The following is a 19,123-nucleotide window of genomic DNA, read 5'->3' on the forward strand; positions in this document are numbered from 1 at the left end:
AAAAACTATAGAAGTGTGAAAAACATTTTGGCATGGGCAATTGTAGCAGTTTTAGCTCTATCGTTAGTGGCATGTGGAGGCCCGAAAAGTGAGGGAACAAAAACCGAAGGTTCATCTAAGCCTACAAAGATAATAGTTGCCGGTGTCGTATTCCAGGAAGACCAGTTCATGAAGTTGCTACAGAAAGGTTACCAGGATGCGGCCAAGGCAGCGGGAGTAGAATGCTTACTAGCTAATACCAATAATGACCAGGCTAAAGAGACAGAGTTAATCAATACCTATGTTGCCCAGAAAGTCAGCGGTATTGCCATAGCTCCCTTGAGCAATACTACTTCGGTGGAGACGCTTAAAAGGGCCTCTGAGCAAGGAGTAAAGATTGCTGTATCTAATACAAACTTAACAAACGCTCCCTTTATTGTAGGCGGCTATACTTCTGACCAGAAGGAACTTGGTAGGCGCACAGGTCAGGAAGCTGCTAAGTTTATCCAAGAAAAACTAGGCGGAAAAGCTAAAATAGCTATTCTCCAATTTAAATCGCTTCTTCCTGAGCAGAGCGGCGACCGCACCAGTGGCTTCCTAGAAGAAGTCAAGAAGCTACCCGGTGTAGAAATTGTGGCGGATCAAGATGCATGGCTGCAGGATAAAGCGATACAGGTAGCAGGAGATATCATCACCGCTCATCCCGATGTTAACATCATCTGGGCTGCAAATGAAGGCGGTACGATAGGCGCTACTATGGCAGTCAAAAATGCAGGTAAAGCTGGCAAAATATTTACTTTTGGAACAGATGCCAGTGAGCAGATAGTTGCTATGTTAAAAGATCCCGCTAACATACTGCAAGCTGTAACAGGCCAAGACCCGTATACTATGGGTTACAAAACCATGGAGACTCTCATAAAAGCTATTAAGGGTGAAGATGTAAGTAGTACTCAAGGGAAATGTATTCCAGTTCCTGGTGTAGTTTTAAGCCGTTCAAATCCCGACGGTATAGCTAAATTTGAAGCCGATCTAAAAGCAAAAATGGGCAAATAATTAAGCATTACAAATGCAAAAGGTGGGGATTTGCGATTTGCAAATCCCCACCTAAAATGCGAGGTAAAATGTGATGAGCGTTTTACAGGCACGTAACATCACAAAAATATATCCTGGCACCGTAGCCTTAGATAACGTATCCATATCTTTTGAAAGCGGTAAAGTCCACGCATTGGTAGGTAAAAATGGTTCCGGAAAATCCACCTTAGTAAAGATATTTTCTGGAGCGGTAGAGCCCACCAGGGGTGAAATTTTGATAGATGGTACCCCCATTAAATTTAGTGATCCGGCGGAAGCTTTTTTAAAGGGTATAGCCACCGTATATCAAGAGCTTAGCCTCGTACCAGGCCTTACAGTAGCAGAAAACATCTTTATGGGAAGATTGCCTACGAAAGGGAGATTTGTAGATTGGAAGAAGACTTATGCCATGGCTAAAGAACTCCTTGAAGAAATGAAAGTAGATATTCCCCCGCAAGAAATAGTCTATAATCTAAGTATGTGGCAGCGGCAGATGGTAGAGATAGTAAAAGCTATGAGCTTTAAACCCAAAGTATTACTATTGGATGAACCTACATCGGCTTTATCTTATAATGAGACCCAATCTCTCTTTAAAATGGTAAAAGAACTTAAGAAAAAAGATGTCATTATAATCTATGTTTCCCACCGTCTCCAAGAGCTTTGGGAGATAGCTGACACATGCACGGTCTTAAGAGACGGGAAACTAATAGGCACCATATCTATGGAAAGTGCCACCCATGAGCAAATAATAAAAATGATGTTTGGCGACGTTAAAATATACACCAGGCCTTCTGATCTCCAAATATCTGATGAAATAGTATTAGAAGTAAAAGACCTAACTCGTAAGAACTATTTTGAAAACATATCTTTTAAGCTGAAAAAAGGAGAAATACTGGGAATAGCTGGGATGTTGGGCTCCGGAAGGACGGAACTTTTAAAATCTATTTTTGGAGCCGATCCCATAGATAACGGTGAGATAATATTAAACGGTAAACACATAAGCAAACCTGATCCTATAAAAATGAAAAAAGAAGGTCTTGTGTTGAGCCCGGAAGACAGAAAAAACGAAGGGTTAAACCTGATGGGTTCAATAAGAGACAATTTATGTCTCGCAAGTCTTGATTTAATAGCCAGTGGCCCCTTCATAAAACCTGAATTAGAAAATAACTTTGCAAATCGACAAGTAAAAGACCTTGAAATAAAGGTAGCGGATATAACCCATCCAGTATCCTCCCTTTCAGGAGGGAATCAGCAAAAAGTAGTAGTGGGTAAGTGGTTAAATACAGATCCCCAAATAATATTGTTCGATGAACCTTCCCGGGGCATCGATGTAAATGCCAAACAACAAATATTTAAGATAATCTGGGACCTGTCAAGAAAGGGTGTATCCAGTATCATAGTATCATCGGAACTAGAAGAACTTTTAGAGATATGCCACAGAATACTCATTATGAGGCAAGGACATATCATAGGAGAAGTAAAGCCGGAAGAAACGAACATAGAACAGCTATATTCACTGTGCATGGGAGTGGGAAGAATTGAAGCTCGAAATACGAACAGCAAATAATGGTATAAGAATGATAATAAATAAGTACACGCTGGAATGTATTCTCTTAGTAATAAGTATAGCCATAGCTCTTATGACACCGGGATTTTTGACCCCTAGCAACTTACTTAATATCTTGAGAAACATATCCTTACAAGGAGTTATAGCTTTTGGCATGACCATGGTAATTATAGCCGGAGAGATAGACCTATCTATAGGCTCCACCGTAGCCTTGACTGGTGTCATTATAGCCCTTACCTCAGGTAGCCTTGCAAAGGCCGGTATAATGCCTATGGAGACAGGAGTTATTGTAGGGATAGTCCTCGCATTTGTTCTAGCTGCATTAATAGGACTTTTTAATGGATGGCTCTTGACTACTTTTAAAATACCCTCGTTCATTATTACCCTGGCAATGCTGAATGCCTTGTATGGTATAACGGCGATTATATCCAAAGGATTTCCTGTTACCACACTTCCCAGATGGTATAACATGCTGGGAGCGGGCCACATATTTTCCATACCCATACCTGCCATTATACTAGTTATAGTATTTATAATAATATCCGTTATAATGAACAGAACAAAATTTGGGAGAGCAGTTTATGCAGTAGGTGGTAATCCCGAAGCCGCTCGCCTTTCAGGCATAAATGTGCGAAGGGTTAAAATTACAGTTATGATAGCTGTACAGGTCCTGGCAGCCCTTTCTGGTATGTTAGTATCATCTCAGGTGATGGCGGGTTCCTCTACCTTTGGCAGAGGTTGGGAGCTAAATGTCATCGCATCGGTCATTATCGGTGGTGCTAGCCTATTCGGCGGCATAGGCAAAGTATGGGGTACCTTCATAGGTCTTGCATTTCTAGGTGTATTAATAAACGGTATGACCCTGCTCAATATCAATGAATACGTACAATACGTAGTAAGAGGTTTATTGATACTAGCAGCGGTGCTCATAAATACCATGCAAACACAGCCCAAACAGTAGGATAACCTCAATATTCCCTAACCACTCTTCTTTTTAAGATTCTTACCCTTTTGCCAATCTAGCTAACCAGGGACATCTTATCAGGGAAATGTTTTTCTACCAGAACCAAGATATTCTTTTAGTTAACCCTGGGCTATGGTTAAAACGTTTCTTTAAATAAAGCTTAAGATAGAACTTAAAAATATTGAGGTGGTTAAAAATGCGCGAAATGACTCCCCTTGAACGCTGCCTGGCTACTCTCCGGTTTGAGATTCCAGACCGAGTGCCAGTAGTTCCTCAAGCCTTTATGGTGGCCTGCGCCACGGCAGGATATAAAATTGGAGAGATTAATAAAAGCGGCAAACTTATGGCTGAAACCCACCTTATTTGCCAGGCTAAATATGGCTATGATGGCGTTGTTATTGATATTGATGATGCTACTTTGGCTGAAGCATGTGGTGCTAAGGTAATCTGGAGGGAGAATGATGTAGCTATTGTAGATGAAGAACAGCCAGTATTAAAAGATTTACGGCAGATCGAAGATTTGCCATTGCCTGATCCATATAGTTCTGGTCGCTTGCCGGAATGGTTAGAGGCTACTCGCATCTTAAGAGAGAAAATTGGTGATCATGTATTTATTATGGGTAGAGCTGACCAAGGACCATTCGACTTAGCCTGTTTACTGCGCGGCACTCAACAATTCATGATTGATCTAGTGACTGCGCCGCCGGAATTAATTTGGAAGGTTCTAGATTGGTGTAGGAAGGCTGGTACCCTTTTTGCCAAAGCCCAAAAGGATGCGGGAGCTCATGCTACCTCAATCGGTGATTCCTTTGCCGGGCCAAACTTGATTTCACCAGCAATGTATCGCCAATTTGCTCTCGAACATGAAATTACCATGACTAAAGAAGTACAGGACTATGGTATCCCTTTCTCCATTCACATCTGTGGTAATACCACGGCTATTTTAGAAGATATGGCCAGTACTGGAGCACATATTTTGGAGCTTGACTGGCAAGTAGATATGGGCTATGCCAAGAAAGTTGTTGGGAACAGGGCAGTATTAATGGGGAACATTAACCCTAGCGATCCTTTGGTATGGGGTACGCCGGAAGAGGTCGAGGCTCAAGCTAAAAATATTATTGAAGCTACGGGAGGTATTGGGCTTTTCTTAAGTTCTGGCTGTGCTATGGGTTATAACACGCCCGAAGAAAACATGTGGGCCCTGGTTAATGCGGCCGAAAAGTATGGTACCTATGAACAATTGATGGAATTGCAAGTGAAAAGGAGTAAGGCATAAAATGGTATGGCCCTGGGGCGGGGAAATTAGTTTTCGTAGAATAAAACGATATTGTGGTAGCATAAAACAGCTAGCTGGCATTACCCGGTTCATTTATGCTGAAGGCAAGGCTGCTGGCTTGGAAGCTGCTGAAGTGCGGACAGGTGCGGGCTTTCGCTTTGTTGTACTCTTAGGCCGGGGGATGGATATTGGCCTTGCGGAGTACAAGGGGATACCGCTAGCCTTTTATTCGCCGGTAGGGGAGGCCCATCCTAAGTATTATGAGCCTTCTGGGCTAGGATGGCTTAGAAATTTTGGTGGTGGGTTATTAGTAACCTGCGGGCTTACCCAGGTAGGGACGCCCTGTGAAGATTATGGTGAAGAGCTAGGGCTTCACGGCCGTATCTCGAACATACCAGCCGAAGAAGTAGGCACAGGTGGCTACTGGGAAGGTGAAAAATATGTAATCTGCGTGCAAGGTAAAGTTCGTGAGGCCAGCGCCGTTTTCGGACCCCACCTGGTACTCAAGCGCCGTATATGGACCTACTTAGGAGAAAAGCGCCTTTTTTTAGAGGATGTAGTGGTAAACGAAGGGTTCACTCCCGTGCCCCATATGCTTCTTTACCATATTAATATAGGTTTTCCGGTTTTAGACGAGGGGTCCGAACTTCTAGCTCCTAGCCGCCGGCTAGAGCCCAGGGATGAAGTGGCGGCTAAGGACTTGGCTAATTATCGCACTTACCAAGGTCCTACTCCCGGCTTTCCAGATACTGTTTTTTACCACGACCTCGAAGTAGACCAGGAAGGTTGGACTCAAGCAGCTCTGGTTAATCCCAGGTTAAATATGGGAGTATATGTGCGCTACGAGAAGAAAAACCTCCCCAATTTCATCCAGTGGAAATTCACTAACGAGGGGAACTATGTGGCTGGCCTGGAGCCAGCCAACTGCCGGGTGGAGGGCAGGGTACGGGAGAGGGAGCGAGGAACGTTGGTGGTGCTTTTGCCAGGGGAAGAAAGGTGCTACCGGTTGGAAATAGGTGTATTGGCTTCTAAGGAGGAGATAGAAATTTTCCGGGAAGGTATAAAGGTAGCTTGACCAGTGGAACTTCCGCGGAACTTTTAAGAATTGAAAGCGAGCAATAGAGCTGGTACTGGGAGTGACTTTTATGCGTCAAGCCCTGGGCATTATAGAGACTAGCGGTCTGACAGCTGCCCTTGTTGCGGCCGACACCGCTGTTAAGGCCGCCAATGTAACCTTATTAGGATATGAACTGACCAAGGGCCGCGGTATGGTAACCGTACGTTTTACTGGCGACGTAGGGGCAGTAACTGCCGCACTAGAGGCAGCAGTAAAAGCTGCTTCCGCAGTAAAAGGGGTTCATGCCTTTCACCTTATCCCTAAGCCCCATGAAGAGCTAGACAAATACCTCCTAACCCCCAAGAAAGACGCTGTAGACTAAGGGGAAGAAGATCCGCCATGCCGATAGTAACTCTAAAGGAAATTCTACAAGATGCTTTTCAAAATCGCTACGCAGTAGGAGCTTTCAACGTAATCAACGTAGAAATGCTAGACGCTATCTTAAGTGCAGCTATAGAAGAGCAAGCTCCCATAATTTTAGCCTATGCACCCATACACAAACAATATATCAGCCTGGAGACCATAGCACCCCTCATGCTTAAGGCCGCGCGGGAGGCGCCTGTACCGGTGGCCGTCCACCTCGATCACGGCCAAGAATTTGCCGACTTGATCAAAGCTATGCATTATGGCTTTACCTCTGTGATGTTCGATGGTTCTACCCTGCCTTATGAAGAAAACGTATACCGTACCCAAGAAATAGTAAAAATAGCCCGGGTTTTAGGTGTCTCCGTAGAGGCGGAACTAGGGCATGTAGGAGGTGCAGAAGGTGGAGCGGGTGGGATCGAAGACCCGGCAGCCTGTTATACAGACGTAGAACAAGCCGCTGACTTTGTAGCTCGGACTGGAATAGATGCCCTAGCTGTAGCTATAGGAACCGTGCATGGTATTTACCGCTTTCCACCCAAGCTAGACTTTGCACGGCTTAAAGCCATAAAAGAGCGGGTAAATATACCTCTGGTACTGCACGGCGGCTCAGGTTTAAGCGAAGAAGACTTCCGTCAGTGCATAGCCCGGGGCATTGCCAAGATTAACATTTTCACCGACATGTCCCAAGCTGCGGTAGGGACCCTGAAGGAAACCCTGTGTACTTGTAACAGACCTAGCTGTGACCCTTCCTGCGCTGACACCTGCCTGATACAGCGGGAATCCCTTCCTGCTCCCGGTGCCGGTGATATAGAAATGTTGGTTCAGCGGGTAGTGGCTCGGGTGTTACAAGAGCTAAACCTAAAATCAGCCCACAGGCAGCCAACTACCTGGAGCTACCCAGAGCTAGTACTTGCCGCTCGGGAAAGCATAAAAGCCGAAGTAAAGAAAAAAATCCGCATCTTTGGCAGTAGCGGTAAGGCTTCAAAAACAAACCTAACCTAAAACCTAAAAGGGAGGACTGAGCTATGTTAAACGGAGCTTTAGGAATGGTAGAAACCAAAGGCTTAACAGCAGCCATAGAGGCGGCTGATGCCATGGTAAAGGCGGCTAGCGTAAGCCTCCTAGGCCTGGAAAAGATCGGCTCCGGCCTAGTCACCGTCTTCGTAACTGGTGATGTAGGAGCAGTAAAGGCAGCTACTGAAGTAGGAGCTCAGGCTGCCCAGAAAGTAGGCGAGTTAGTAGCAGTCCATGTAATCCCACGGCCCCATGCCGACCTAGAAAAAATACTGCCGGCGAGGGAATAATCGGTGCTCCAAGGCTTAGTAACCCAAGAAAAGCTGGTAATCCTTATCACGCGGGCAGTACTAGCTGAACTGAGGGAACAAAAAAGACTTATACCGGTAGGCGTCTCGGCCCGCCACCTTCATATAAGTCGCGAACACCTAGATATTTTATACGGTCCCGGATACCAACTGCGCCCGCTTAGACCCCTAATGGCTGGCGAATTTGCTGCTGAAGAAGTGGTCACTCTGGTGGGGCCCAACTTGCGTACCATAGAAAACGTGCGCATCCTGGGTCCGGAAAGAAAACAAACTCAAGTAGAACTAGCCCGGACTGATGCCTTCCGCCTAGGTATTGATCCTCCAGTAAGGCAATCTGGGGATCTAGGCGGCTCTCCAGGCCTGGTGGTAGTAGGCCCTAAAGGAGCAGTAGTGCTAAAAGAAGGGGCCATCATCGCGAACCGTCATATTCACATGACCCCCCAAGACGCCTACCTTCTGGGCTTAAAAGATAACGACTATGTAGATGTGCAAGCCCTAGGGGAGCGGGGTGCTATCTTGCACCAGGTACAAGTGCGCGTGCACCCCAAGTTCCGTACCGAAATGCACATCGACACTGATGACGCCAATGCAGTTGGTTTGCGCTGCGGCGATAGGGTAAAAATACTAATCCAGGGGTCGGATACTTGATGCTCATAGGCAAAATAGTAGGCACCGTAGTTTCCACCCGCAAACATAAAGAACTCACAGGTCTAAAGCTTCTAATAGTTAGGCCACTTAATACCCGTTCGCCGCATCAAGATCTAGTCGCTGTGGATAACATCGGCGCCGGGGTAGGGGAGATAGTACTGGTGGTTCTGGGTAATAGCGCCCGGCTGGCCATAGGCAACCCCCAAGCTCCGGTAGATGCTGCCATAGTAGGGATTGTAGACCAGTAGAGGGGAAGAATAACCATGTTATTAGAAGAAGAACGCCTGGCCGAATTGGTAGCTAAGGTTCTGCAAAATCTTAGACCCTATTTGAACGAAGGTCCGACGGAAACACAAACTGCCTCCTGGGAACCTCGGGGAGAAGAGGGCATCTTTGAGACTGTGGAGGCTGCCCTCAAGGCAGCCCAAGAAGCCCAGTCGAGGCTTATGAGATTAGACAAAGGGGCCAGGAAGGCTATTATATCTTCCTTGCGCCAGATTTTCCTGGAAAATGCTGAAAGGCTTGCCCGATTAGCTATAGAAGAGACAGGCCTGGGTCGGTACGAAGATAAAATAATCAAGAACAAAAATGCTGCTCTTCTTACCCCTGGGCTGGAAGACCTGGAACAAAAAGTAGATGCCGGCGAAGCGGGGATGATTTTGACCGAACGAGGGCCCTTTGGTTTGATACTTTCCATCGAGCCGGTTACTAACCCTATAGCCTCGCCAGTCAACCATGGCCTAGCCATGATAGCGGCTGGCAACGCCGTATTTTTTGCTCCCCATCCCCGTGCTGTTAGGTGTTGCCAGGAGGTGGTGCGCCTCTTTAACGAAGGTATCAGGAGGGCCGGAGGACCGGCTAACCTGGCTGTAACCTGTCGTACAGCTAATTTGGATAACGTACGGCAAGCCCTAGCTTCACCTTTGGTTAACTTGGTAGTAGCCACTGGCGGTCAAGCCCTAGTGGAGGTGGCCTTATCTAGTGGTAAAAAATGTATCGCTGGTGGGCCGGGCAATCCGCCTGTCATCGTGGATGAGACGGCGGACCTGGAGCTAGCGGCCAAGAATATCACCCTAGGGGCTTCCTTTGATAACAACCTCCTTTGCATCGCTGAGAAAGAAGTTTTTGTAGTCGAAAGCGTAGCTGAAGCCTTCTTGGAAGCTATGGGGCGACAAAGCAATTATCTAGCAAGCAGGCAGGAAATGGAATCTCTTACCAAATTACTGGTAGTTGAAGGTCGCATCAATTCTCGTTTTATCGGCCAAAACCCCTCTAAAATTTTAAGAGAGATTGGTGTAAAGGTGGGGGATGAAGTAAGGCTGGTAGTGATAGAAGTACCGGCCGACCATCCTTTGGTTTTCCTGGAACAACTGATGCCTGTATTGCCGGTAGTAAAAGTAAAAGACTTTTCCACTGCTTTGAAATTAGCTAAAGAAGCAGAACACGGTTTTAGGCACACGGCTGCAATTTACACCCGCGATTTTACCCGAGCTGCCGCCATGGCCCGTGTCATGGAAACCACCTTGCTGGCTGTAAACGTCCCTACTTATGTAGGCCTAGGTGGAGAAGGCATAGGCAAGCCCACCATGACTGTAGCTGGGCCTACAGGCGAAGGTATCACCACCCCCCGGACCTACACCCGTGAGCGTAACATAGTCTTCGGTGGGCATTTAACCATTATTTAAATTTGAGGTGAAACACCTTGACTGGCCCGGAACTAGTGGCCAAAGTGTGGGAAGGCGGAGTGGTGGGAGCTGGTGGCGCTGGCTTTCCTACTCACCTGAAGCTTAAGGCCAGGGTCGAGATAGTAGTGGCCAACGGGGCCGAATGCGAGCCTCTCCTACAGGTAGACCGGCAATTGCTGGCCGCCGAAGCAGGAGTTATATTACAGGCCCTTAAAGCTGTGAAGGAAGCGGTAGGGGCGGTGCGGGCTTACGTGGCCCTTAAAGCTAAGTACCTAGAAGCAGCAGAAACAATAAAAAGGCTTTTGCCTTCCTATCCAGGTCTAGAGCTTAAATTCGTGCCTGACGTTTACCCGGTTGGTGATGAGCAAGTATTAGTCTTTGAAACAACAGGTCGCCTAGTACCCGAGGGAGGTATTCCACCCCAGGTGGGGGTGCTGGTTTTAAACATAGAGACGCTATTTAATATATATAATGCCCTGACAGGGTGGCCGGTAGTGGATAAGTACGTTACGGTAACCGGGGCTGTAGCTCGACCCTTAACCCTTAAAGTGCCAATAGGTACTCCGGTAGCCGAACTTTTAGCCCTGGTTAACCCAACGGCACAAGACTTTATTGTACTCGATGGCGGGCCTATGATGGGCAAGCCGATTCTACCTACCCAGGCAGTAGTGACCAAAACCACCAAAGGATTGATAGTTTTACCCTCCCAACATCCCTTAGCACGAAGAAAGCAACTTTCAGCCCGAGTAGCCTTAAAAAGGGCCCTGGCGGCCTGCTGCCAGTGCCGCGAATGTACAGAGTTTTGCCCACGCTACCTTTTGGGTCAGGCAATAGAACCTCACAAGACGTTAAGATCTGTGACCTATGGAGTGAGTAGCGATAGTTCCAGTATCCTCTCGGCCTTTTTATGCTCGGAGTGTGGACTGTGTGACCTTTTTGCCTGCACGCTGGAATTGTCCCCACGCCAGGTCAATATAGCCCTGAAAGCAGAATTAAAGCGGCAGGGATACCGGCCACAACCAAAGAACCGATTCCTAAAAGTAAGGCCGTGGAGGAAACATCGCCAGGTGCCAGCCAGCAGGCTTCTCGCAAGGCTAGGGCTTCTACCCTACGAGCGGCCAGCTCCGCTATCTCTTGAGCTTTATCAGCCACGCCAGGTTATATTACCCCTGCAGCAAGGGGCTGGGCGACCGGTCCAACCCCTGGTTAGGCCGGGGGATAAGGTGGCGCGGGGAGAAGTGATCGGGCGATTAGCCGAAAATGAGATGGGTGCCAATCTTCACGCCAGTATAGCGGGGACAGTAGTGCACGTTGGTGATACTATTGTAATTAGGGCCTAAAAGGAGGAACAACGAGTTTGAGGCACGCCATTGGGCTAGTAGAGCTAACGAGTGTGGCTCCCGGCCTTAAGGCTGCGGATATTATGGTGAAAGCCTCTAAGGTAGAGCTTCTCCAGGCTATCAGTATGTGCCCGGGCAAGTTTGTGATACTTATAGCCGGAGAGATTAGTGCTGTGCAGGGAGCTATAGAGGCAGGGATAAAAGATTTGTCCGCCTATGTTATAGGTAGCCTAGTGCTGGGCAACATACATGAAGATGTGTTCCCGGCCTTAAAGGGTGAGGTCCCGGTGGACGACCTGGGTGCTCTGGGGCTTATTGAGACTTTTTCCGTAGCTACCGCTATACGAGCGGCGGACGCGGCGGCCAAGGCAGCTAAAGTAAAGCTCCTGGAAGTGCGGCTGGCCCGGGGTATGGGTGGTAAAGCCTTTGTGCTCTTGACGGGAGACGTAGGAGCAGTGACGGCAGCGGTGGATAGCGCATCTAAGCTGGCGGAAGAAGAGGGGATGCTGGTAGGAACAACTATTTTAGCCAATCCTGACCCTCAATTGTGGGCGCAGATATTATAGTGCAATTTATTAAGGAAGGGAATGTGTTATGCAGCTTTTGTGCCTCAATTGTGGCGGTTCTTCTATGAAATATCAATTGCTACGTATGCCGGAGGAAGAAGTGTTAATAAAAGGAGGGATTGATCGCCTATTTACACCTCGTGCTGAGTTCAAATTTAAAATGCCGGGAAAGGAAGAGAGGCGGTGGCCGATACCTGGCGCTACTTTTGCCAGCGGCATACAGTATTTGGTAGATATATTGCGTCAGGAAGGCCTTATAAGTAACACTCAGGACATTGCGGCCGTGGTCCACAAGTTGGCCCATGGAGGAGAAAAATTTAAAGAGCCTACCTTGATTAGTGAAGAAATGATAGCGAATTTAGAAGAGCTTTATCTCCTAGCACCGGTTCACCTGCCGCCGGCAGTAGAAGGTATAAGGGTGTGCCAAAGACTTATGCCTGGAGTACCTCAGTATGCTGTTTTTGAAACCAATTTTCACCAGACTGTTCCCCCTTATGCCTATATTTATGGCCTACCCTACGAGTGGTATGAGCAGTACGGGATTAGGAAGTACGGTTTCCACGGAACTTCCCACCGATATGTTAGCGAGGAGGCAGCCAGGATTTTGGGATGTAAGGTGTCAGAGCTAAAGATTATCTCTTGTCACTTAGGTAGTGGGACTTCAGTAGCCGCTATAAAGCAGGGGCGGTCGGTGGATATTAGCAGTGGACTCACCCCCCAGTCGGGGACCATCATGTCCACCCGGCCAGGGGATTTTGATCCTTGGGTGCTCCCTATGGTTATGGCCAGAACCAACATGACGGTAGAAGAGGTTAGTGAGGTACTGGTGAGGCAAGGAGGACTTTTGGGTATCTCTGGTCTAAGTGGTGATATGCGCGACCTGGAGGAGGCGGCCAGCCAAGGCCATGCCCGGGCAAGATTGGCTATTGAGGTGTTCTGTTATCAAGTTAAAAAATATATCGGCGCTTTTGCAGCAGTTATGAACGGACTGGATGTTTTGGTTTTTACTGGGGGTATAGGGGAGAAATCGCCGCGCATACGAGCTAAAGTTTGCGAGGATATGGATTTCTTAGGTATTAGGCTAGATCAGCAAAAGAATGAAAACCCCACCTCGCCTGGTATCATCTCACCTGAAGGTGCACCGGTTGCCGTTATGGTTATCGCTACTAACGAAGAGCTGATGGTGGCCAGGCAGGTGTTCGCTTTGATAAAGACTGCAGCTCAATTTTAGGCCGCCCCTAATGCATTACATATTGACCTACTCTTGACGGTTTTAATGTGAATTCATGAGCAAGAGCGGGAAAAAAGCGGCGATATTGAAATAGGGATCCGGTTGTTAACTACAACTTAAGGGAGGAGAAACTTAAAAATATGGTTTCCAAAACCCTAGACGTGCTCTCCATCGGTGAAATACTTATCGACTTCGTGGGCAAGGATACAGGTCTCCCCCTGGCCGAGGTAAAGGAATTCACGCGGGCTGCGGGCGGTGGGCCAGCCAATGTAGTGGTAGGGGTGGCCCGGCTAGGCGGCAAGGCGGGCTTTATCGGTAAAGTGGGGCGAGATGCCTTTGGAGAACATTTGCGCAAGGTTTTAGAGGAAAATGGAGTGGATGTGCGTGGGCTTATTGAAGATCCGGAGGCTAATACAACCTTAGTTTTTGTAGCCTTAAATGAAAAGGCGGTCCCAGAATTTATATTTTTCCGCCGGGGCACGGCGGATACCCGGCTTTCACCCCAGGAGCTACCCCTAGAGATTCTTAGCTCTACCCGCATCCTCCATTTTAGCTCTGTTTCCCTTACCGTTGAGCCTGCCAGAAGCGCAACATTAGAGGCGGTGAGGATAGCGCGGGAAGCTGGCTCCCTTATCTCCTTTGACCCTAATATTCGCCTTTCCCTCTGGCCGGACCTTGAGAGCGCCCGGGAGGAAGTGCTTAAAGCTTTAAGCTTGGCCGATGTGGTAAAGCTTAATGAAAGTGAGTTAGGTTTTTTGATGCTTCCAGATCATCCTCCAGAAACAAGCCAGAGTTACTATGCTATGGGTTCTCTAGAGGCTTTAATATTTGAGGCTTATACCCTTCTTAATAAGGGCCCGCGGCTTGTAGCCGTGACTTTAGGAGACCAGGGCGTTCTGGTTATGACCCTTAAGGAAAAGATACATATACCTGCCTTCCAGGTAGAAGTGGTGGATACTACCGGGGCCGGGGATGCTTTTATGGCCGGGATGCTTATGGTACTGGTGGAGGCCTTAAAAGAGGGAATGGGTGTGGGAGCTCTGGAAGGGGAATGGCTTAAAAGAATAGGCCTTTTCGGCAATGCTGCTGCAGCTTTAACTTGCACCCGTCCTGGGGTGATGCCGGCTTTACCTAGGAAAGAAGAAGTGGAGACGTTGGTGGGAACGAAGACGCTTACCGCTGGATGTTAAAGTTTTATTCTTGCTGCTTTATTTTGGTGTATATACCTAAGCCTTCCTGTACAGGCTAAAATAATAAAAGCCTGGTATAGGAGGGCTTTTTTGGTGTCTCCTACTTCTAGGCGCTATTTCCGAAAGACCAGAAAGATAGGGAACCATCATACAGGGGAGGCGGGACCATCAGAGATCCTGGATAAACCTCCCCAGCGTTACCGCTTGGCTTCCCCTTTGGCTGATGAAGGAGAGGCCCGGCCAATTCCTTTCCATTATAACTTGGAAGCTAATCTAAAATTGTTTCAAGCTCTTTTAAAGGATTGCCAGGATGTGGTGTATCGCCGCTTGAAAATCGGGGGGCTAGAAGGCCGGGAGGCTGTACTTATTTATATCGACGGCCTGGTAGATAACCACATGGTGGACACCCAGGTGGTAAAAGCCTTGCTCTTGGAGGCTCCTTTAGCCACGCCCTTTTTAACCTCACCCGGGTGGTTTTTTCGACAGGTGCGGGATTCCCTTGTTACGGTAGCCCATATCCAGGAAATGAAAGATTTAAGGGAAGCAACCCTTTTTCTTATGAGCGGGTTTGCTTTGCTCCTTCTTGATGGAGTTAAAGAAGTCTTAGCCCTGGAGGTTTGCGGCTGGGAGCATCGAGGCGTAGAGGAACCCCCGGCAGAATCCCTTATCCGCGGTTCCCGAGAAGGCTTTTCGGAGTGCCTGCGTACCAATACTACCCTTCTCCGCCGGCGTATACGGGATCCCCAATTAAAGCTAAAAATCCATTTCCTCGGCCGTCGGACCCGGACAGCGGTGGGGATTATGTATCTGGCCGGAGTAGCAGACCCGGCTTTGGTAGGGGAAGTAGAAAGGCGCATTAAGGGGATTGACATAGATGGGATCCTGGAGAGTGCCTTTATCGAGCAATTAATAGAAGATAAGTGGTCCTCCCCCTTTTCCCAGATCCAGAACACTGAGCGACCAGATGAAGCTGCGGCAGCTTTGCTAGAAGGAAGGGTGGTGATTTTAACCGACAATACTCCCTTTGCTTTGATCGTTCCGGCCACCTTTAATACCTTGTTACATACCCCAGAAGACTTCTACCACCGGTGGTTCATTACTGTGCTTATTCGTTTATTGCGTTTCTTAGGATCTATCCTGGCCTTAATCCTTCCCTCTATGTATATAGCCATGGTTTCCTTCAACCCAGAGATGATACCCACATCCCTAGCTATTTCCATCGGTGCTGGCCGGGAGGGGATACCTTTTCCTACCATCATAGAAGCCTTTATTATGGAATCTACCTTAGAGCTCCTGCGGGAAGCAGGGATAAGGTTACCCAGCCCTTTAGGCCAAACCTTAGGCGTTGTAGGTGCTATTATCTTAGGGCAGGCGGCGGTCCAGGCCGGGATAGTGAGCTCCGCTATGGTGATCGTGGTATCTTTAACTGCTATAGCCGGGTTTGTAATCCCGAGTTACGATGCTGCTATTGCCATACGTATTTTACGCTTTTTCCTTATGATAATGGCAGCTATCTTCGGGCTTTACGGTATTATCTTGGGTTTGATGCTTATCCTTGTCCACCTGGTCACTCTTAAGAGTTTTGGGGTACCTTATCTTAAACCCTGGGCGCCCTGGACCTTACAAGATCTTAAAGATAGCGTATATCGCGCCCCCTTGTTTAAACACCGTACGCGGCCTCTTTATGTTAAGCCTTTAGAAGAAAAACGCATAGGGGAGTAATTAAAGGATGGGGGGAGTTGTGGGTAAGGCTCTAAGGTTAGGGTTAGTTGTACTTACAGTTATACTTTTGGCCGGTTGTTGGGATAACCTGGATCTAGAGCGGCGGGCCTTGGTTTTAGGTGCCTTTGTAGATTTGGCATCTTCCTCTCCAGATAAGTTTGAGTTGACCTTAGAGATGCCTATCTTACGCCGTATGGCTGCGCGGCCTGGGGCTGGAGGGGGAGGCGGGGGCGAAGGCCGGGAGGAGACGCTGCCTACCTGGCGCCTGACGGTCACTGGAACCACCTTTGCTGAAGCCATGCGGAAGGCGGCTACCCGTTCGGAGCGTCAGCTTTTCTTTGGCCATCAGAAGGTGCTTTTAATTGGGGAGGAGCTAGCCCGGAGGGAGAAACTTGAGGAAGTTATTGATTTTTGGGCCCGCAACCGGGAGAGTTACCTGGCCATTACAGTCCTTTTGGCCCAGGGACGGGCGGGAGAAATTTTTTCTGCCCACCCTAAATTCGCCCGCAGTGTAAGCATGTTTCTGCAAGAGCAGTCTGAACGGCAGATCAGAACTTCGCGTTTTGTTAAGCATAATTTGATGGAACTATTCGCTGCCCTCTATGGAGGTAGGGATATCCTAGTTTCCCGGGTAAGGACGGTACCCGGCCAGGATTCCTTAGAACTAGAGGTTAGCGGTACGGGGATAATTAAAGAAGGGAAGCTGGTGGGCTGGCTTAGCCCAGAGGAGACCCAGGCTGCCTTGTGGGTTACCGGAGAGGGAAGGGGAGGAGATATTATCCCTTTGCCTTTACCAGAAATTAAGCACATCTTTACCTTGGAACTTTGTAACGTAAAAAACAAGATAAGGGCCCAGGTGAAAGAGGACAAGCCTGAGTTTAATATTAAGCTAGAGGTCATGGCTGACATTTTAGAGAGAATAGGTTTTACAGAGCCCTTTAATCCCCCTATTTTACGCTATATCGAAGCCCGCGCGGCTGAAATTATAAAAAAGCGCGTGGAAGGGGTGGTATTTAAACTGCAGAAGGAATACCAGGCTGACGTGTTGGGTTTCGGAAAAAAGATCGAAGAAGTCCAGCCGCGCTGGTGGCAACAAGTTAAAGGAAACTGGCGGGAACTATACGCCCGTGCACCTGTCCGCGTAGAAGTTAAGGTTAAAATAAGGAGCACAGGAATGGTGAGTTAAAAGATGCTTACTCGCGAAAGGATAGGCACCCCGGAGGCTTTCTTTTTAACTGTAGCCGCCATGATCGAAGTGGGGACTTTAGTTGGGGCTAAGGATATTGTGGACAAGGTGGGGGTGGATACCTGGCTGGTTTCCCCTTTAGAGACCTTGACCAGCCTGGGGGCCATTTACCTTGTTACCAAGCTAGCCATGAAATTCCCCCATTTGGATTTGCTAGGTTATAGCCAGCTATTGGTAGGTAAGTGGCTGGGCTGGCTTTTAAGCCTTCCTGTATATGTTTATTGGCTTGGCCTTTCTGCGGAAGTAAGCCGGGTAACGGTAGATGTAATTAAAAACACCCTTCTTCCCCGTACTCCCATGGAAGTGATATTATTTACTTTTATTTTAGCGGCTGCCTATCTAGCCAAGCAGGGTCTAGAACCTTTGGCTCGGGCTTGTGTTATTATTGTAATCATTTTCCTACCCCTCACCATGCTCCTTTTTCTCCTCGTTATACCCCGGGTGCGCGTAGAGAATTTTTTACCTTTTCTACCCCAAGGGCCCTGGCCGGTATTGAAACTTGCCTTATGGCGCATAAGCAACGCGGAAGAGATGAGTTTTTTTCTTATTTTGGTTCCCTTTATGCAGAAGCCTAAAGAAGCCTGGAAGGCAGCCAGTTTAGGGTACTTACTCGTTATGGTAGTGGTTGTTATTGTTTTAACCACTTGTCAAGGCGTATTAGGAGTAGATAAACTTAAGTACACCCTTATTCCTGGGCTGGCCGTAACGCAGCTTGCGGAGTTTGCGGGCACTTTCATTGAACGTATAAGCTTACTGTTCATTTCTTTATGGGTGATTATTGTCTTTCCTACTGTTTCTTCCCTGCTCTGGGCTAGTTCCTATCTTTTAGGCTGCCTTTTTAACTTTAAAGATTACCGGATGTTAGCCTTTTACCAACTTCCCGTAGTGTATTTCTTGGCTATCCATCCGCGGAGTACCTTTGATGTCAAGCGCTTCTTTTTCTTTTTGCAGCCCTTAGGGTTGGTGGTGTTGGTAGCTATACCGGTCCTGCTCCTGATGGTATCTTTTTTCCGCTTTAGAGGCCGAGGCGAGCTTTAAGGGGTCCGGCTTGGTTGCGGCTTACCGGTACTTCGCTATGCTCTTTGTCGGAGAGGATGAGGGTATAGGTACCGTTAAAGAAAGGCACTATTTCCCTTACTTTAGTGAGATTCACAATATAGCAACGGTGGGTGCGGAAGAAAATACTAGGATCCAGGCGGTTAAGGAGCTCTTTTAGAGTATAGCGCGTGGAGTAATGCTCGGCAAAGGTTTTTAGATAAACGCTATCGTTTTGGGTGTAAGCATAATAAAGATCGTTTTGATCTAAAAGAAGGGTTTTGCCATCCTTCTCTACAGGTATACGGTTAAGGCGGCTATCTGGTTCTGGAGGACGAGGTACTTCCTCGACCTTGGCCTGCCGAGGTCCCTGACCTTGTTCTAAGAGGCGGCGGACCTTTTCTAAGGCCTGGCGCAGGCGGCGGGTCTCAAAGGGCTTAAGCAGATAATCTACGGCATTAACTTCAAAGGCTTTAAGAGCATATTCTTCGTAAGCAGTGACGAAGATTACAAAGGGAGGGCTGGACTTTTCTTGTAGCGCCCGGGCAAGCTCTAAACCGTTCATCCCGGGCATGTTGATATCCAGGAAGACCACGGTATAATCCAGGGCACTGATGAGACTTAAGGCTTCCTTGGCATTGGTGGCCTCCCCTACGATCTCTACATCTTTAAATTCTCCAAGCATAAATCTTAGCTCCTGCCTGGCAGGATATTCGTCGTCCACTATGAGGGCTTTAATTTTAGTCATAGGACCTCCTCTCCTTATTTATATCCTTGTTTTGCTGGGCACGGCGTTTT

19 protein-coding genes are annotated in these 19,123 nt (G+C 47.8%); 18 read left to right on the plus strand and 1 reads right to left on the minus strand.

Features of this window, described 5'->3' with window-relative positions; translation table 11 throughout:
- Nucleotides 1–15: 15 nt before the first annotated feature.
- The 18 genes from B9A14_RS01760 (at nucleotide 16) to B9A14_RS01845 (ending at nucleotide 18,328) form a co-directional block, all read left to right on the plus strand.
- Nucleotides 16–1,032, plus strand: a complete 1,017-nt coding sequence (locus tag B9A14_RS01760; protein ID WP_084667000.1) for a substrate-binding domain-containing protein — start codon at nucleotides 16–18, stop codon at nucleotides 1,030–1,032.
- Nucleotides 1,033–1,105: 73 nt separating this feature from the next.
- Nucleotides 1,106–2,617, plus strand: a complete 1,512-nt coding sequence (locus tag B9A14_RS01765) for a sugar ABC transporter ATP-binding protein (protein WP_084663437.1) — start codon at nucleotides 1,106–1,108, stop codon at nucleotides 2,615–2,617.
- A complete protein-coding gene (locus tag B9A14_RS01770) occupies nucleotides 2,589–3,578 on the plus strand; it encodes an ABC transporter permease (protein ID WP_084663439.1) in 990 nt (329 codons plus the stop codon). Before B9A14_RS01765 ends, B9A14_RS01770 begins: the two co-directional genes overlap by 29 nt.
- 199 nt (nucleotides 3,579–3,777) lie before the next feature.
- On the plus strand, nucleotides 3,778–4,857 hold the full coding sequence (locus tag B9A14_RS01775; RefSeq protein WP_084663441.1) for a uroporphyrinogen decarboxylase family protein: 1,080 nt from the start codon (nucleotides 3,778–3,780) through the stop codon (nucleotides 4,855–4,857).
- 1 nt (nucleotide 4,858) lies between these two features.
- A complete protein-coding gene (locus tag B9A14_RS01780; RefSeq protein WP_084663443.1) occupies nucleotides 4,859–5,932 on the plus strand; it encodes an aldose 1-epimerase family protein in 1,074 nt (357 codons plus the stop codon).
- A gap of 70 nt (nucleotides 5,933–6,002) precedes the next feature.
- Nucleotides 6,003–6,296 carry a BMC domain-containing protein gene (locus B9A14_RS01785; protein ID WP_084663445.1) on the plus strand — a complete coding sequence of 98 codons (294 nt, stop codon included), beginning with the start codon at nucleotides 6,003–6,005 and terminating at the stop codon, nucleotides 6,294–6,296.
- A 17-nt stretch (nucleotides 6,297–6,313) separates the two neighbouring features.
- Entirely contained in the window at nucleotides 6,314–7,342 is a 1,029-nt protein-coding gene (locus tag B9A14_RS01790; RefSeq protein ID WP_084663447.1) for a class II fructose-bisphosphate aldolase, read from the plus strand.
- A gap of 23 nt (nucleotides 7,343–7,365) precedes the next feature.
- Nucleotides 7,366–7,644, plus strand: a complete 279-nt coding sequence (locus B9A14_RS01795; RefSeq protein ID WP_084663449.1) for a BMC domain-containing protein — start codon at nucleotides 7,366–7,368, stop codon at nucleotides 7,642–7,644.
- Nucleotides 7,645–7,647: 3 nt separating this feature from the next.
- On the plus strand, nucleotides 7,648–8,310 hold the full coding sequence (gene pduL / locus B9A14_RS01800; RefSeq protein ID WP_157109741.1) for a phosphate propanoyltransferase: 663 nt from the start codon (nucleotides 7,648–7,650) through the stop codon (nucleotides 8,308–8,310).
- Nucleotides 8,310–8,558, plus strand: coding sequence for a EutN/CcmL family microcompartment protein (locus tag B9A14_RS01805; protein WP_084663451.1), 249 nt, complete (start codon nucleotides 8,310–8,312; stop codon nucleotides 8,556–8,558). Before pduL ends, B9A14_RS01805 begins: the two co-directional genes overlap by 1 nt.
- A gap of 15 nt (nucleotides 8,559–8,573) precedes the next feature.
- Nucleotides 8,574–9,995 (plus strand): aldehyde dehydrogenase, encoded by a 1,422-nt coding sequence (locus B9A14_RS01810; protein ID WP_084663453.1) that lies wholly within the window; start codon nucleotides 8,574–8,576, stop codon nucleotides 9,993–9,995.
- A 17-nt stretch (nucleotides 9,996–10,012) separates the two neighbouring features.
- Entirely contained in the window at nucleotides 10,013–11,335 is a 1,323-nt protein-coding gene (locus B9A14_RS01815) for a 4Fe-4S dicluster domain-containing protein (RefSeq protein WP_084663455.1), read from the plus strand.
- A 17-nt stretch (nucleotides 11,336–11,352) separates the two neighbouring features.
- Complete coding sequence (locus tag B9A14_RS01820; RefSeq protein ID WP_084663457.1) at nucleotides 11,353–11,901, plus strand: BMC domain-containing protein; 549 nt, start codon at nucleotides 11,353–11,355, stop codon at nucleotides 11,899–11,901.
- A gap of 28 nt (nucleotides 11,902–11,929) precedes the next feature.
- Nucleotides 11,930–13,132, plus strand: a complete 1,203-nt coding sequence (locus tag B9A14_RS01825; RefSeq protein WP_084663459.1) for an acetate/propionate family kinase — start codon at nucleotides 11,930–11,932, stop codon at nucleotides 13,130–13,132.
- A gap of 140 nt (nucleotides 13,133–13,272) precedes the next feature.
- A complete protein-coding gene (locus tag B9A14_RS01830; RefSeq protein WP_084663461.1) occupies nucleotides 13,273–14,322 on the plus strand; it encodes a carbohydrate kinase family protein in 1,050 nt (349 codons plus the stop codon).
- A gap of 93 nt (nucleotides 14,323–14,415) precedes the next feature.
- Complete coding sequence (locus tag B9A14_RS01835; RefSeq protein WP_231967874.1) at nucleotides 14,416–16,044, plus strand: spore germination protein; 1,629 nt, start codon at nucleotides 14,416–14,418, stop codon at nucleotides 16,042–16,044.
- Between the two features lie 19 nt (nucleotides 16,045–16,063).
- A complete protein-coding gene (locus B9A14_RS01840) occupies nucleotides 16,064–17,230 on the plus strand; it encodes a Ger(x)C family spore germination protein (protein WP_172839010.1) in 1,167 nt (388 codons plus the stop codon).
- A 3-nt stretch (nucleotides 17,231–17,233) separates the two neighbouring features.
- A complete protein-coding gene (locus tag B9A14_RS01845; RefSeq protein WP_084663465.1) occupies nucleotides 17,234–18,328 on the plus strand; it encodes a GerAB/ArcD/ProY family transporter in 1,095 nt (364 codons plus the stop codon).
- Here B9A14_RS01845 and B9A14_RS01850 read toward each other — a convergent pair.
- Nucleotides 18,306–19,073 carry a LytR/AlgR family response regulator transcription factor gene (locus B9A14_RS01850; protein WP_084663467.1) on the minus strand — a complete coding sequence of 256 codons (768 nt, stop codon included), beginning with the start codon at nucleotides 19,071–19,073 and terminating at the stop codon, nucleotides 18,306–18,308. The two genes, B9A14_RS01845 and B9A14_RS01850, sit on opposite strands and share 23 nt — an antisense overlap.
- Between the last annotated feature and the right edge of the window lie 50 nt (nucleotides 19,074–19,123).

Source organism: Thermanaeromonas toyohensis ToBE (assembly GCF_900176005.1).
Classification (GTDB): Bacteria; Bacillota; DSM-521; order Neomoorellales; family Neomoorellaceae; genus Thermanaeromonas; species Thermanaeromonas toyohensis.

Excerpts from the sequence above, each read along its gene's own strand:
- B9A14_RS01805 (WP_084663451.1), top strand. The coding sequence starts at position 8,310 with ATGCTCATAGGCAAAATAGTAGGCACCGTAGTTTCCACCCGCAAACAT.
- B9A14_RS01830 (WP_084663461.1), top strand. The coding sequence starts at position 13,273 with ATGGTTTCCAAAACCCTAGACGTGCTCTCCATCGGTGAAATACTTATC.
- B9A14_RS01765 (WP_084663437.1), top strand. The coding sequence starts at position 1,106 with ATGAGCGTTTTACAGGCACGTAACATCACAAAAATATATCCTGGCACC.
- B9A14_RS01785 (WP_084663445.1), top strand. The coding sequence starts at position 6,003 with ATGCGTCAAGCCCTGGGCATTATAGAGACTAGCGGTCTGACAGCTGCC.
- B9A14_RS01810 (WP_084663453.1), top strand. The coding sequence starts at position 8,574 with ATGTTATTAGAAGAAGAACGCCTGGCCGAATTGGTAGCTAAGGTTCTG.
- B9A14_RS01850 (WP_084663467.1), bottom strand. The coding sequence starts at position 19,073 with ATGACTAAAATTAAAGCCCTCATAGTGGACGACGAATATCCTGCCAGG.
- B9A14_RS01780 (WP_084663443.1), top strand. The coding sequence starts at position 4,859 with ATGGTATGGCCCTGGGGCGGGGAAATTAGTTTTCGTAGAATAAAACGA.
- B9A14_RS01775 (WP_084663441.1), top strand. The coding sequence starts at position 3,778 with ATGCGCGAAATGACTCCCCTTGAACGCTGCCTGGCTACTCTCCGGTTT.
- B9A14_RS01790 (WP_084663447.1), top strand. The coding sequence starts at position 6,314 with ATGCCGATAGTAACTCTAAAGGAAATTCTACAAGATGCTTTTCAAAAT.
- B9A14_RS01795 (WP_084663449.1), top strand. The coding sequence starts at position 7,366 with ATGTTAAACGGAGCTTTAGGAATGGTAGAAACCAAAGGCTTAACAGCA.
- B9A14_RS01825 (WP_084663459.1), top strand. The coding sequence starts at position 11,930 with ATGCAGCTTTTGTGCCTCAATTGTGGCGGTTCTTCTATGAAATATCAA.
- B9A14_RS01845 (WP_084663465.1), top strand. The coding sequence starts at position 17,234 with ATGCTTACTCGCGAAAGGATAGGCACCCCGGAGGCTTTCTTTTTAACT.